Source organism: Demequina sp., from assembly GCF_024642165.1.
Taxonomy (GTDB): Bacteria; Actinomycetota; Actinomycetes; order Actinomycetales; family Demequinaceae; genus Demequina.
In genome coordinates, this window is the sequence record NZ_JAHEBP010000017.1 from 1 (window position 1) to 15,037 (window position 15,037).

General features: G+C 69.6%; 10 protein-coding genes. 1 reads left to right on the forward strand and 9 read right to left on the reverse strand.

Features of this window, described 5'->3' with window-relative positions; all coding sequences use genetic code 11:
- Nucleotides 1–275 precede the first annotated feature (275 nt).
- The gene (locus Q0L54_RS02885) at nt 276–719 is read left to right on the forward strand and encodes a methylglyoxal synthase (RefSeq protein ID WP_296665387.1); all 444 of its coding nucleotides are present in this window, start codon (nt 276–278) and stop codon (nt 717–719) included.
- A gap of 21 nt (nt 720–740) precedes the next feature.
- Here Q0L54_RS02885 and Q0L54_RS02890 read toward each other — a convergent pair whose 3' ends face one another.
- The 9 genes from Q0L54_RS02890 to trpC all read right to left on the reverse strand — a co-directional run bounded on the left by Q0L54_RS02890 (nt 741) and on the right by trpC (nt 15,009).
- Complete coding sequence (locus Q0L54_RS02890) at nt 741–1,946, reverse strand: hypothetical protein (RefSeq protein WP_296665389.1); 1,206 nt, start codon at nt 1,944–1,946, stop codon at nt 741–743.
- A gap of 163 nt (nt 1,947–2,109) precedes the next feature.
- Entirely contained in the window at nt 2,110–3,600 is a 1,491-nt protein-coding gene (gene gtfA, locus Q0L54_RS02895) for a sucrose phosphorylase (RefSeq protein ID WP_296665392.1), read from the reverse strand.
- A gap of 119 nt (nt 3,601–3,719) precedes the next feature.
- Entirely contained in the window at nt 3,720–5,138 is a 1,419-nt protein-coding gene (pyk, locus tag Q0L54_RS02900; RefSeq protein ID WP_296665394.1) for a pyruvate kinase, read from the reverse strand.
- Between the two features lie 17 nt (nt 5,139–5,155).
- Nucleotides 5,156–6,622: a glutamate synthase subunit beta gene (locus tag Q0L54_RS02905; RefSeq protein WP_296665396.1), complete on the reverse strand. Its 1,467-nt coding sequence runs from the start codon at nt 6,620–6,622 to the stop codon at nt 5,156–5,158.
- Nucleotides 6,615–11,150: a glutamate synthase large subunit gene (gene gltB, locus Q0L54_RS02910; RefSeq protein WP_296665398.1), complete on the reverse strand. Its 4,536-nt coding sequence runs from the start codon at nt 11,148–11,150 to the stop codon at nt 6,615–6,617. The genes Q0L54_RS02905 and gltB overlap by 8 nt, the downstream gene beginning before the upstream one ends.
- Before the next feature lie 121 nt (nt 11,151–11,271).
- Nucleotides 11,272–12,198, reverse strand: a complete 927-nt coding sequence (gene lgt / locus Q0L54_RS02915) for a prolipoprotein diacylglyceryl transferase (RefSeq protein WP_296665400.1) — start codon at nt 12,196–12,198, stop codon at nt 11,272–11,274.
- Nucleotides 12,195–12,995, reverse strand: coding sequence for a tryptophan synthase subunit alpha (gene trpA / locus Q0L54_RS02920; protein ID WP_296665402.1), 801 nt, complete (start codon nt 12,993–12,995; stop codon nt 12,195–12,197). Before trpA ends, lgt begins: the two co-directional genes overlap by 4 nt.
- Nucleotides 12,992–14,203, reverse strand: coding sequence for a tryptophan synthase subunit beta (trpB, locus tag Q0L54_RS02925; RefSeq protein ID WP_296665404.1), 1,212 nt, complete (start codon nt 14,201–14,203; stop codon nt 12,992–12,994). The genes trpA and trpB overlap by 4 nt, the downstream gene beginning before the upstream one ends.
- Nucleotides 14,200–15,009 (reverse strand): indole-3-glycerol phosphate synthase TrpC, encoded by an 810-nt coding sequence (trpC, locus tag Q0L54_RS02930; protein WP_296665417.1) that lies wholly within the window; start codon nt 15,007–15,009, stop codon nt 14,200–14,202. Before trpC ends, trpB begins: the two co-directional genes overlap by 4 nt.
- Nucleotides 15,010–15,037 lie beyond the last annotated feature (28 nt).

Sequence of the window (15,037 nt, forward strand, 5' to 3'; positions counted from 1 at the left end):
AAGGCCGCCACCGAGCCGCCGAAGCCCGACCCGACGACGACCACCTCGCACTGTTCGTCCGGTCGCCGCGTCATGGGCGTTCCTTACCGTGAAGGGCCTCGTATGTCGGGAAGCATACGTCTGCGGATTTCACCCGGCAACAGGTGACATCGCACGGACCGTCGAGCACGCGGATTCGGCCTTGTGCCACGGCCGTTTCGACGCCGATGCGGGGCATACTTGGGGTGACGTCGGGCTCGCATGGCCCGCGACCGCGACCACATCAGGAGGCCCGCATGCCCGCCCTGCATATTGCGCTCGTCGCGCACGACAACAAGAAGTCGGAGCTTCTCGAGTGGGTCTCGTACAACAAGGAGATCCTTGCGCCTCATCAGTTGTACGCGACGGGTACCACCGGCACCATGCTGGAGCGCGAGCTGGGCCTGAGGATCCACCGGTTCCTCTCGGGCCCGGTGGGCGGCGACCAGCAGATCGGCGGCCGGATCGCCGAGGGCCGCATCGACATGCTGATCTTCTTCTGGGATCCCCTCGAGCCCCAGCCCCACGACCCCGATGTGAAGGCGCTGCTGCGCCTGGGCGCGCTGTGGAACATCCCCATGGCCTCCAACATCGCGACGGCCGACTTCATCGTCACGTCGCCGCTGTTCAGCAACGGCTACGAGCGCCGCATCCCCGACCTGGGGCCGCGCGACTGGGACGCCTTGAAGCCGGACGCCTGACGGGCGCCGGACGCGGGCCCCTCAGCCCGCGTGGTGTCCGTAGTTGTCCTGAGTCCAGGACTTGGTGAAGGTGATCGAACAGTTCTTGACCGAGCCGGTGTACGGCGCGGAGGAGTTCACGATGCGGCGCACGTAGATGTGCTCGCTGGGCCACCCCGACTCGCGGATGGCGAAGCGGTACGTCCCGATCACGTTGTCCTTGACGCCGATCGTGCCGGGGTAGCTCATGCTGTACGTCTTGACCCCGCCGTCGTAGTAGCTGGAATTGCGCGAGAGGCTCACCACGTTGCGGGTGAAGGCGATGTCACGGGCCTTGAGTCCGAAGATCATTCCCGACGCGCCGCCCAGCAGCGTGTTGTAGGAGATGTTCACGTCGCGCGGCGACTCGTTCGGGTCCCGGGAGCCGGCGGCCTTGATGTTGCCGCCGTAGGGCGCGCTGACCAGCAGGTTGTGAGTGATCTCCCCGCCGGTCGACCAGATCGAGGGCATCAGGTAGATGTTGTGGTCCAGCCCGGCCTGGGTGCCGCGGTTGAACGCGATGCAGTTGCCGATGATCGAGTAGTCGTGAGGCGCGTAGTCGACGCGCTGCGAACTCGACGAGGCTCCACCCTTCGCACGGACCAGCACGTTCGCGACGCCGTGGCTGTCACGAACCTCGTTGTGCGCGAACGTCCAGCCGGTGCCGCCGATGAAGTTCACCACCGACTGCGCGCCCTGCGTCTCGACCCGGTTCCAGATCCACCGGAGGCCCTCAACGGTCCAGTAGTCGGCCTCGACCAGCTTGAGCCACCCGTGCACCTCGACGCGCTCGCCGGGGTAGTTCTGGAGGACGATGGGCCTGCTCGCCGTTCCACGCTGGGCGTGATAGCCGACGCGTTCGAAGTACTGGCCGCTCCGCACCACCACCACGTCACCGGCCCGCGCGACCGACACCCCCGCCTCGACGCTGGCGAGCGGGTGCGTGATATCGGGTTCGGGGCACGCCTGGTCGGTGGACCAGCCCACCATTCCCACCCAGGCGGGAAGCCTCCCGGTGGTGAGGCAGGAGACACGATTGATGTTGCGCCACGGGGAACCGTCCGAATAGCTGCCCTTGGCGGCGGTCACCATGTTGCGGCCCGAGTCGTCGACGTAGATGTAGCGACCGCCCGAGGCGGGCTTCGCCAGCGAGGGCGCACCCACACCGAAATCGTCGGTGACCGCGGCTGACGCGGATGTCACTCCCATCGACATTCCGACAGCGGCGGCGGACACGACGCCGAGGACACGCAGGAGGCGGGGCGAACGGGCAGAGAACGTCATGCCAACGAACGCTAGGCCGCGGATCCGCTCACGTGAAGGATTTCCCGCGGAGTGTGATGAATGCCATGGACAGGCGCGGGGCCGTGCGTCAGGTCAGCGACGGCGGGTCAGTCAGCAGGTCCGTCGTCTCGCCGCGCACGCCCGCCGAGGTCCAGGCCAGCCGTGTGCGGCGGCTGGCCAGATCGACCTCGAGCACCGCATCGTCCTCACCCGACGTCCATTGCAGCGTGAGCACCCCTCCCGCGAGCGAGTGCGCGAAGTCGCCGTCGAACACCTCGAACCGGGACCGGAATGCGCACAGCCGCATGAGCGCGTCCACCACGGGTCGCGCGACCTCCTCGGCGATCTCCGCCTCCGAGTAGTGGTGGCGGTTGATGTCTCGCCCCACGCCGGTGCGCTTCAGCAGGTCAGTGTCATTGCGGCCGGCGAGCGCGCCCACGTAGTACACCTGCGGGATTCCGGGAGTGAAGAACTGGATCGCGCGCGCCGCCAGATAGGCGCGGTCGTCCGCACCCATGGCGTCGTAGAACGTGCAGTTGACCTGGTAGAGGTCAAGATTCGAGGCCGCGGCGCCGGTCGCGAGCAGCGACGAACCGCCGGACGATGCGTGGATCCGCTCGACCAGCGCGTCCAGGTCCGCCGGGGGAAGGAGCCCGGGCGAATCCGGCGCGGTCTGGTCCGCACCCACGTCGATGACGCCGATGCCGTCGTGGGTGTCCAGCACCGTCACGGCGTTGGCCGGGCGCACGTCGAGCCAGTGCGACAGCGGGTCGCCGTCGCCCGTGGCCAGCGCGTGGAGGATCAGCGGCGGCAGCGCGAAGTCGTACACGCGGTCCACGGCCGCGCCGATCTCGACCTGGCGGCGGTAGTACGAGTGGACCTCGACCAGCACCTCGACGCCGCGGCCGCGCGCGCGCTCGGTGAACTCGGCGATGAAGTCGAACGTGTGCGGCGTCATGAAGCACGTGGTGCCCGGCGTCTTGACCGCGTAGCCGACGGCGTCGAGCCTCACCATGGACGCGCCGGCGCTCGAGACCGCGTCGAGGATCGCGTCCAGGTAGGCCTGCGCACGCGGGTGGCTCAGGTCGATGTCGATCTGCTGCGAGGTGAAGGTGGTCCACACCAGCCGCCGCTCCCCCGCGACGATCTGCGGTGAGAAGGGCAGGCCCGGGCGCGGGCGGTAGATCCGGGTGAGCTCCTCTTCCGTCGCGCCCTCGGGGAACACGGACGACATCGTGAGGAACATCCCCGCGGCGTCCGACTCGTCGCCCCGCGCACACCAGTCCCGGTACGCCTCCGAGTCGGACGAGACGTGATTGACGATGATGTCGACCATCACGTCGCCATGGTCTGCGAGGCTCGCCACGTCCTCCCAGGAGCCGAGCCGCGGATCGACCTGGGTGTGGTCGACGGGATCGAACCCAGCGTCCGCACCGTCGTACGGCGTGAAGAACGGCAGCACGTGCACGCCGCCGAAGGCATCGGACCACGGCGAGGTCGCGAGCAGCCGGGCGAGGCCGGGCAGGTCGCCGGCGAGCCGGTCCGCATAGGTGATGAGCTGGACCGCATTGCGGGTCACGGCAAGCCTCCCTGTCGGGCGCCGCTGCGTTGCGCCGCCTGCCTCCACTCTAGGCGCCGAGCGGAACGCGAGGGGGCCCACCGGCGGCTGCCGGTGGGCCCCCTCGCCGATGGTGGTCGCTAGAGGCGGACCTGACCCACCTTGTGGACGAACAGCGCGTTCGTGGTGCCCGGAATGCCCACCGGCGTGCCCGAGACCACGATGATGTAGTCGCCGTCGACGGCGCGTCCCGAGGCCTTGAGGAAGCCGTCGACCAGGTTGACCATGTCGTCGGTGCTCTCGACGTGGTCGACGAGCTCGGCGTGCACGCCCCAGGACAGCGCCAAGCGCTTCTGCGTCGCGGCTTTGGGGGTGAAGGCGAGCATCGGGGTCGACGGGCGCAGGCGCGACATGCGCAGGGCGGAGTCGCCGGACTGCGTGAACGTCACGATGTACTTGATGTCGAGGAAGCCCGTGATCTCCGCAGCGGCCTGGGTGATGGCGCCGCCACGCGTGTGGGGCGTCGACAGGTACGGCGCGATGCGCGAGTGGCCCTTCTCCTCCGTGTTCTTGACGATGCGGGCCATCGTCTCCACGGTGATGATCGGGTAGTCGCCCACGGACGTCTCGCCGGAGAGCATCACCGCGTCCGTGCCGTCGAGGATCGCGTTGGCGCAGTCGGAGGTCTCCGCACGGGTGGGGACCGGCGAGTGCGTCATGGACTCGAGCACCTGGGTGGCGACGATGACCGGCTTGGCCTGCGATCGGCACAGCTCGATCGCGAGCTTCTGCACCAGCGGGACCTCCTCCAGGGGAAGTTCCACGCCCAGGTCGCCCCGAGCGACCATCACGCCGTCGAAGGCGTCCACGATCTCTGCGAGGTTCTCGACCGCCTGGGGCTTCTCGACCTTGGCGATGACGGGGATGACGATCCCCTCCTCGGCCATGATGCGGGCGACGTCCTCGTAGTCGGCCGCGGACCGGACGAACGAGAGGGCGATGAAGTCGGCGCCGAGGTTGAGGCCCCAGCGGAGATCCGACTCGTCCTTTTCCGACATCGCGGGCACGGAGACCGCGACTCCGGGCAGGTTGATGCCCTTGTTGTTGGAGACCGGTCCGGGCACCACGACCTTGGTGATCACGTCGGTGTCGGTGACCTCGGTCACGACCACGCGGACCTTGCCGTCGTCGATGAGCAGCATGTCGCCGGGGTGGCAGTCGCCGGGCAGCCCCTTGAAGGTGGTGCCGCAGATCTCCTTGGTGCCCTCGACGTCGCGCGTGGTGATGGTGAAGACGTCATCCACGGCGAGCTCGTGCGGGCCGTTGGCGAACTTCTCGAGGCGGATCTTGGGGCCCTGCAGGTCGACCAGGACAGCGACGTTGCGTCCCAGCTCCTCGGCGGCCTGCCGGATGTTGCGGTAGACCTGCTCGTGCTCCTCGGCGGAGCCGTGGCTGCGGTTGATGCGGGCGACGTCCATGCCGGCACCCACGAGCTTTCGCATCTGGTCGATCGGCGCCGTCGCCGGACCGATCGTGCAGACAATCTTGGCGTTTCGCATATTCTCCAACCTCGGATTCAGGCGCGCAGCGCCGTCGTGTGCGCCGTCACCGGCGCCGGGAGCTCGGTGCTCCCTGAGAGATACTCGTCGATGGCGGCCGCGACCGCTCGTCCTTCGGCGATCGCCCAGACCACGAGGGACGCGCCACGGCCGGCATCACCGGCCACGAACACGCCCTCCTGGGTGGTCGCGAAGTTGTCGGCACGCTCGATCTGAGCGCGCGGTGTCAACGCTACCTGCGACTGCGCCTGGAGGGTCGTGACCTCAGGCCCAGTGAAGCCCATCGCAATGAGAACCAGATCCGCGGGGATCTCGCTCTCCGTTCCCGGGGTCGGGGTGCGCGAGCCATCTGCGTTGTACTGCGTGGCGGCGACCTTGAGGGCCACCACGTGGCCATCCTGGTCGCCCACGAACTCGACGGTGGACGCGAGGTAGTCGCGCGTGCCGCCCTCCTCATGGCTTGAGGACACCTCGAACACGCGCGGGTCCGTGGGCCACGGCTGGTTCTCGGGGCGTTCCGTGGGCGGCTTCTTGCCGATCGCGAGCGTGGTGACGCTCGCCGCGCCCTGCCGCAACGCCGTGCCGATGCAGTCGGAGCCCGTGTCCCCGCCGCCGATGACGATGACGTGCTTGCCCTCGGCGGTGATCTGGTCCTCCACCACCTCACCTGCCGCAGCCAGGTTTCCCTGGTGGAGGTAGGGCATCGCGAAGTGGATGCCACCGAGGTCGCGGCCCGGCAACGGCAGGTCGCGAGGCACGGGGGCGCCGGAAGCGATGAGGACGGCGTCGTATCGAGCCCTGAGGTCGTCCCACGTGATGTCGCGGCCGATCTCGATGCCCAGGCGGAACCTCGTGCCCTCGCGCTCCATCTGCGCCACGCGCCGATCGATGTGGATCTTCTCCATCTTGAAGTCGGGCACGCCGTACCGCAGCAGGCCACCCACGCGGTCGTCCTTCTCGTAGACGGCCACCGTGTGGCCCGCGCGCGTCAGCTGCTGCGCGGCCGCGAGTCCCGCGGGACCGGAGCCCACCACCGCGACCGTGCGACCGGTGTGGCGCTGGGCGATGTGCGGCGTGACGCGACCGTCCGCGAACGCGCGGTCGATGATCTCGACCTCCACGTTCTTGATGGTCACCGCGGGCTGGTTGATGCCCAGCACGCACGAGGTCTCGCACGGAGCCGGGCAGATGCGGCCGGTGAACTCCGGGAAGTTGTTGGTGGCGTGGAGTCGCTCGATCGCGTCGCCGTACTGCCCCCGCCAGACCAGATCGTTCCACTCCGGGATGAGGTTCCCCAGTGGGCATCCCTGGTGGCAGAACGGGATGCCACAGTCCATGCAGCGGCCGGCCTGCTGCTTGAGCACCACCTCGTCACGGCCCAGCTCGTCGCGCACCTCGGACCAGTCGCGCAGCCGCACGGGCACCGGCCGATACGCCGGGACCGCGCGCTCGCGCACCTTCAGGAATCCACGGGGGTCAGCCACCGGTCACCTCCAGGAACTCGGCCCAGGCACCCGGGGCGGTCAGGTCGCCGCCCTTCGCCTCGAGCTCGGCCAACGCGTCGCGGACGCGCGCGTACTGAGCGGGCAGCACCCGCGTGAACCGCGCGACCGACGCGTCCCAATCGGCGAGCAGCTCGCGCGCCATCGGCGAATGGGTCTCCGCGCCGAACCGCTCGACCAGCGTACGGACGATCACCTCGTCCTCCGGGTCCAACGGGCTGAGCGTCAGCTCGCCGGCCGCCAGCGCCTGCGCGTTGACGCGCTCGGGCCTGAGGTCGATCACGTAGGCGGTTCCTCCCGACATGCCGGCGCCGATGTTGCGGCCCGTCCTGCCCAGGATGACAGCCGTGCCGCCGGTCATGTACTCGAGGGCATGGTCGCCCACGCCGGACACCACCGCGGTCACGCCCGAGTTGCGCACCAGGAAGCGCTCGCCCACCTGACCGCGCAGCAGGATCTCGCCGCCGGTGGCGCCGTATCCCACCACGTTGCCAGCGATCACGTCGCGCGATTCGTCGAGCATCGACTCCCGGGCGGGGCGCACCACCACGCGCCCGCCGGAGAGCCCCTTGCCCACGTAGTCGTTCGCGTCGCCCTCGAGACGCAGGGTGATACCGCGCGGCACGAACGCACCGAATGACTGCCCGGCGCTGCCGCGGAAGGTGACGTCGATGGTGCCGTCCGGCAGCCCCGCACCCCGATAGCGCCGCGTCACCTCGAACCCGAGCATCGTCCCGACGGTCCGGTTGATGTTCCGGACCTCGCGCTCGATCCGGACCGGCTCGCCGCGCTCGAGAGCGGGCTGGGCCGCAGCGATCAGCTCGTTGTCGAGCGCCTCCGCGAGGCCATGATCCTGCACCGTGGTGTTGATGAGGGCCGCTCCGGCCTTGGGCCGCGCGAGGATGGGCGACAGGTCCAGGCCCTGCGCCTTCCAGTGGTCCACCGCGGCGCGGGTCTCCAGCGCCTCGACGTGCCCGACCGCCTCGGCGATCGAGCGGAATCCGAGCGCCGCCAGGTGCTCCCGGACCTGCTGGGCGATGAACTCGAAGAAGGTCTCGACGAACTCGGGCCTTCCGGAGAACCGGGACCGCAGCTCGGGGTTCTGGGTCGCCACCCCCACGGGGCAGGTGTCGAGGTGGCAGACCCGCATCATGATGCAGCCGGACACCACCAGCGGCGCCGTGGCGAATCCGAACTCCTCGGCGCCGAGCAGGGCGGCGATGACCACGTCGCGGCCGGTCTTCATCTGGCCGTCCACCTGCACCACGATGCGGTCGCGGAGGTCGTTGAGCACCAGCGTCTGCTGAGTATCGGCGAGGCCGATCTCCCACGGCGCGCCGGCGTGCTTGAGGGAGTTCAAGGGGCTCGCGCCCGTGCCGCCGTCGTGGCCGGAGATGAGCACCACATCGGACTTGCACTTCGCCACGCCCGCAGCGATGGTACCGACGCCGACCTCGGCGACCAGCTTCACGTGGATCCGTGCCAGCGGGTTCGCGTTCTTGGCGTCGTGGATCAGCTGCTTGAGGTCCTCGATCGAGTAGATGTCGTGGTGAGGAGGCGGCGAGATCAGGCCCACGCCCGGCGTGGAGTGGCGCGTCTCGGCGATCCACGGATACACCTTGTTGCCCGGCAGCTGGCCACCCTCGCCGGGCTTGGCGCCCTGCGCCAGCTTGATCTGGATGTCGTCCGCGTTCACCAGGTACTCGGACGTGACGCCGAAGCGACCGGAGGCGATCTGCTTGATCGCGCTGCGCCGCTCCGGGTCGTACAGGCGGTCGACGGACTCGCCGCCCTCGCCGGTGTTCGATCTCCCGCCCAGTCGGTTCATCGCGACCGCGAGGGTCTCGTGCGCCTCCTGGGAGATCGAGCCGTAGGACATCGCTCCGGTGTTGAAACGCTTGACGATGTCGGAGACCGACTCCACCTCGTCGATCGAAATCGCTGGGAGGTCGGAGTCGAACGCGAGCAGTCCCCGCAGCGTCATCAGGCGTCGCGATTGATCGTCCACGCGATCCGTGTACTGCTGGAACACGTCGTAGCGCCGGCTGCGCGTCGCGTGCTGGAGCTTGAACACGGTCTCCGGGTCGAACAGGTGCTCCTCGCCATCGCGGCGCCACTGGTACTCGCCGCCCGTGCGCAGGCTCTGATGGGCGGGCAGCTCGCCCGATGCGGGGTACGCGTCCGCGTGCCGGCTCGCCACCTCCTCGGCGATGACGTCGAGCCCGACGCCGTCGATCTGGCTGGGGGTACCTGCGAAGTGGAGGTTCACCAGGTCGCGGGACAGGCCGATCGCCTCGAACACCTGGGCGCCGCGATACGACGCCATGGTCGAGATGCCCATCTTGGACATGATCTTGAGGACGCCCTTGCCCAGGGCCTTGATCAGGTTGTACGTCGCCTGTCCCGGCGTCACGTCGCCGAGGTAGCCGCGCTTGGCCAGATCCTCGACAGTCTCCATCGCGAGGTACGGGTTGACGCAGCCCACGCCGTAGCCGATGAGCAGGGCGACGTGGTGGACCTCGCGGACGTCTCCCGCCTCGACCACCATCGAGAGTTGCGTGCGGCGGTGTGTGCGCACCAGGTAGTGGTGCACGGCCGAGGTGAGCAGCAGGGACGGGATGGGCGCCAGGTCCGGGTTCGAGTCGCGATCCGACAGCACCAGGAAGGAGACGCCGTCCTCGATCGCCTCGTCCACCTCGCGGAAGATCTCGGAGAGCCGGGTCTCGAGGGCCTCCGCGCCTCCACGGACCGGGTACAGCCCACGGATCTTGCGCGACGAGAAGACCCCGCGACGCTTGGGGTCGCGGTCGATGTGCAGAATCTTCGCCAGGTCGTCGTTGTCGATCACCGGGAAGTCGATGATGATCTTGCGCGCGTGCTCGGGCGTGGCCTCGAGCAGGTTGGGCTCGGGCCCGAGCGCGCCGCCCGTGGCCGTCACGATCTCCTCGCGGATGGAGTCCAGCGGCGGGTTGGTCACCTGCGCGAACATCTGCACGAAGTAGTCGAAGAGCAGTCGCGGGCGCTGAGAGAGCACCGCGATAGGGGTGTCGGAGCCCATGGCGCCGATGGGCTCGACGCCCTCTTTCGCCATCGGCGCGAGCAGGATCTTGAGCTCCTCCTCCGTGTAACCGAACGCCCGCTGGCGGCGCTGCACCGAGCGCTGCGAGTGGGAGATGTGCTCACGGTCGGGCACCTCGGACAGGCGGATGGCGTTGTCCGCCACCCACTGCTCGTACGGATGCTCGGAGGCCAGCGAGGACTTGATCTCCTCGTCTTCGACGATGCGGCCGGCACGGGTGTCGACCAGCAGCATGCGACCGGGCTGGAGGCGTCCCTTGCGCACCACCTTCGCCGGGTCGATGTCCAGCAGCCCCGCCTCGGAGCCGCACACCACCAGCCCGTCCTCGGTGACCCAGAAGCGCCCGGGCCGCAGGCCGTTGCGGTCGAGCGTCGCGCCGATCACGGTGCCGTCGGTGAAGTGCAGCGCGGCGGGGCCGTCCCAGGGCTCCATGAGGGCCGAGTGGTACTCGTAGAACGCGCGTCGCGCCGGGTCCATCGAGTCGTTGTTCTGCCACGCCTCGGGGATCATCATCAGCAGCGCGTGGTGGATGGGGCGGCCGCCCAGGTGCAGCAGCTCGAGCACCTCATCGAACGATGCGGTGTCCGACGCGGACGGGGTGCACACGGGCATCAGCGGCGCCATGTCGCCCAGCAGGTCGGAGCTCAGCATGCCCTCGCGAGCGGCCATCCAGTTACGGTTGCCGCGCACGGTGTTGATCTCGCCGTTGTGGGCGATGCCACGCAGGGGCTGGGCGAGCGGCCACGAGGGGAAGGTGTTGGTCGAGAACCGGGAGTGCACCAGCGCCAGCTCCGAGGCGAACAGCGGATGCGTGACATCCGGGAACACCTGCTCGAGCTGATACGTGGTGAGCATGCCCTTGTAGGTGAGGGTGCGCGACGAGAGCGAGGCGAAGAACGGGCCGCCGGCACCCTCGGCACGCTTGCGCACGCGGTACAGCCGCCGGTCGAGCTCGATGCCGCTGAGTCCGTCGCAGGAGGCGAACGCCTGACGGAACGTGGGCATCGCGCCGCGGGCCGAGGGGCCCAGCGGCTCGGGGTTGGTGGGGACGTCACGCCATCCGAGCACGGTGACGCCCTCCTGGGCCGCCGCGGCCTCGAACGCAGCGACCTGCGCGTCCTCCGCGCCGGGCGTGAGAAACGCGATTCCGACGCCGTACTCGCCTGCGGCAGGCAGTTCGACATCGGTGACCTCGCGCAGGAACGCGTCCGGAACCTGGGTGAGGAGACCCGCGCCGTCACCGGTCTCCGTCTCCGCGCCCACGGCCCCGCGGTGCTCGAGGTTCTTGAGGGCGGTCAGTCCCGCATCGACCACATCCCTGCCCGCGGTGCCGCGCAGAGTCGCCACAAAGGCCACACCACACGCGTCATGCTCATACGCGGGGTTATACAGCCCGTTCCCGGGCCCGGGAGCGCCAAGATGCGCGACCATCACACCGTCCTTTGCCGTCCCCGGACATACGGGGACTTCGTTGGTTTCGGGGCGCCGTCGGCCCGGTGTTCACACGGATGCTCAGCCTACCGCGAAGGTGGGGGCCGCGAAATCCCGTCCCTCAGGCCCCGGCGGAGCCGTCACCCGGTGTGTCGGCGACGTCCTCGACGGGGTCTGTCACCGCGGCATCGTCCTCCGGGTGGGAGGGCGCCGCCGCGAGCTGTGACCGATCGGGTCTGACGGCAGCGGTGCGCTGCCTGCGGCCCAGAATAGTGAAGGCCGCGACCGCCGTTGACAGCACCACGATGGACACCCACTCGTTGATGCGGAGCCCGAGCACATTCACGGCCTCGTCGATCCTCACGTGCTCGATCCACAGGCGTCCCGACACGTAGACCATGACGTACAGCCAGAACACGCGCCCACCGCGCAGGTCGAGGCGCCGATCGAGGTAGATGATCAGCGCCGCGCCGGCGAGGTTCCACACCATCTCGTAGAGGAACGTGGGGTGGAACGTCGCGAACTGCTCGTAGCCCGCGGGGCGGAACGCCGGGTCGATCTCGAGGGCCCACGGCAGCGTGGTGGGGCTGCCGAAGAGCTCCTGGTTGAAGTAGTTGCCCATGCGGCCGATCGCCTGGGCGATGAGCACCGCCGGAGCGGCGGCGTCCAGGAACGCGCTGAAGCTCACACCGGCGCGGCGCGCCCCGATCCACGCGCCCACGGCGCCGAGCGCGACGGCCCCCCAGATGCCGAGCCCGCCGTTCCAGATCTTGAATGCGTCCCAGGGGTTGCCGCCTTCGCCGAAGTAGGGCCCGGGAGACGAGATGACGTGGTAGATGCGCCCGCCCAGGATCCCGAACGGGATCGCCCAGAACGCGATATCCCCCACGGCCTCGGCCGCGCCGCCGCGCTCCACCCAGCGCCGCGTGGTGAGCCACAGCGCCACGCCGATGCCGAGCAGGATCCACAGCGCATAGGCGTGGATGGTCACCGGTCCCAGGTGGATCGCGCTCCACTCGATGGGAGGGCTGGGGATGGATGCCTTCATCGCGCGGACCTCACGCCTTCTGCGAGCTCGGCGACCTTCGCGCGGAGTGCGGCGAGCGCCTCCTGCTCGTCCTCATGACCCAGGAGGCACCGCACCAGGGCGGAGCCCACGATCACGCCATCGGCGTAGGCCGCGACCTTGCGGGCGTGCTCGCCCGTGGTCACGCCGATGCCCACGCAGACGCGGGCGGCGCCGGCGGCGCGGGTGTCGGCGACCAGCCGCTCGGCGGCCTCGCCCACCGATGCGCGTTCGCCCGTCACGCCCATGAGCGACGCCGCGTAGACGAAGCCCGTGGTGTGGGCCACCGTGTAGTGGAGCCGCTCCTGGGTCGACGAGGGAGCCACCAGGAAGATCGACTCGAGGCCGTGCGCCGCGGCGGCGGCGAGCCAGTCGGCGGCGACATCGGGCGTCAGATCCGGGAGGATCACCCCGGAACCGCCCGCGGCGGCGAGGTCCGCGGCGAAGCGGTCGAGCCCGTACTGCAGCATCGGGTTGTAGTACGACATCACCACGGCGGGCGCTCCGGCGCTCACGACGGCGCGGACGGCGGTGAAGACGTCCGCCACCCGCACCCCCGATCGCAGCGCGGCCTCTGCGGCCTCCTGGATCGTGGGGCCGTCGAGCACGGGATCGGAGTACGGCAGGCCCACCTCGACGATGTCGACGCCCGCCTCGACCATGGCTGCCATGGCGCGTGCCGAGCGCTCGACGTCCGGGTAGCCCACCGGCAGATAGCCGATGAGCGCGGCGCGGCCCTGGGCCTGCGCCTGGTCGAGCCGATCGGTCAGGGCCGTCACTCGTTCCCCTCCGGGAGCATCCCGAACCAGCGCGCGGCCGTCTCGACGTCCTTGTCCCCACGGCCCGAGAGGTTGACCAGGATGGTCGCGTCGGGTCCGAGCTCGCGGCCCAGCCTGAGCGCGCCCCAGAGAGCGTGCGCGGACTCGATGGCGGGCAGGATCCCCTCGGTGCGGCACAGCAGCTGGAAGGCCTCCATCGCCTCCGCGTCCGTGACCGCCCAGTACTCGGCGCGGTGGATCGAGGCGAGGAACGCATGCTCGGGACCCACCCCGGGGTAGTCGAGGCCCGCGGAGATCGACGTGGACTCGATGGTCTGTCCGTCTTCGTCCTGGAGGATGTAGGACCTGGAGCCGTGGAGGACCCCGGGCCGGGCACCGCCCGCGATGGTCGCCGCGTGCTCCCCGGACTCGAGCCCGTGCCCGCCGGCCTCGCAGCCGATCAGGCGCACCCCAGCATCGTCCAGGAAGGCATCGAAGATGCCGATAGCGTTCGAGCCTCCGCCCACACAGGCGACCACGGCGTCGGGGAGTCCCCCGCGCTCGAGCATCTGCGCGCGCGCCTCGACGCCGATGACGCGCTGGAAGTCGCGAACCATCGCCGGGAAGGGGTGAGGGCCGGCGGCGGTGCCGAACAGGTAGTTGGTGGTGTCGACGTTCGCAACCCAGTCGCGGTACGTCTCGTTGATGGCGTCCTTGAGCGTGCGCGAGCCTGAGGTGACGGGCACCACCGTCGCGCCCAGCAGGCGCATCCGGGCGACGTTGAGCGCCTGGCGCCGCGTGTCCTCCTCGCCCATGTAGACCACGCATTCGAGCCCCATCAGCGCGGCCGCCGTGGCGGAGGCAACACCATGCTGGCCGGCGCCTGTCTCGGCGATCACCCTGGTCTTGCCCAGGCGCTTGGTCAGCAGCGCCTGTCCCAGCACGTTGTTGATCTTGTGCGAGCCGGTGTGGTTGAGATCCTCGCGCTTGAGGACGATGCGCGCTCCGCCCGCGTGGGCGCCGAACCGCGGCGCCTCCGTCACGATGGAGGGACGTCCCGTGTAGTCGCGGGCGAGCCTGGCGAGCTCGCCCGTGAACGCGGGGTCGATGCGTGCCTTCTCGTACGCGTCGGTGAGCTCGTCAAGCGCGGCCATGAGCGCCTCGGGCACGAAGCGCCCGCCGAAGTCGCCGAAGTACGGCCCGGGGGCCTCCTGGAGGGATTCCGTCACGGGCGGACCGACCGCAGCGCAGGGTGGGCGCCGGCGGCGACCATCTCGGCGACGGTCGCGCGTGGGTCGCGATCCTTGACCAGGGCCTCGCCCACGAGCACCGCGTCGGCGCCCAGTCGGGCGTATTCGACCACGTCATGGCTGTCACGGATGCCCGACTCCGCGATCCTCAGCACGCCCTCGGGGATGGCGGGCGCGACGCGGGCGAAGGTGGTGCGGTCGACCTCGAGGGTGCGCAGGTCGCGGGCGTTCACGCCGATCACGGTGGCCCCGGCGTCGGCCGCGCGCGTGACCTCCTCCACGGAGTGCACCTCGACGAGCGCAAGCATCCCGAGCGAGTGCACCCGCTCGATGAGGCTCTCCAGGGCGAGCTGGTCGAGGGCGGCGACGATGAGCAGGACCACGTCGGCGCCGTGTGCGCGGGCCTCCCACACCTGGTAGGGCGTGACGATGAAGTCCTTGCGCAGGATGGGGATGTCGACCTTGCCGCGGACGGCGTCCAGGTCCGCGAGAGACCCGTCGAAGCGGCGCTGCTCGGTGAGGACCGAGATGATCGACGCACCGCCGGCCTCATACTCCGTGGCGAGCAGCGCGGGATCGGCGATGTCCGCGAGCTCACCCTTGGACGGGCTCGAGCGCTTCACCTCCGCGATGATGCCAACCTCGTCGCGGGCCAGGATCTGCCTCGCGTCGATGGCGCTCGGGAGGCGCGAGGCGCGCTCCTTGAGGGCGTCCATCGAGGTCAGCTCCTGGCGGACCGACAGGTCCTCCAGCACCCCGGACACGATGCCGTCGAGAACGCTCATTCCAGCCTCACCCATGGGCCCATGCTAC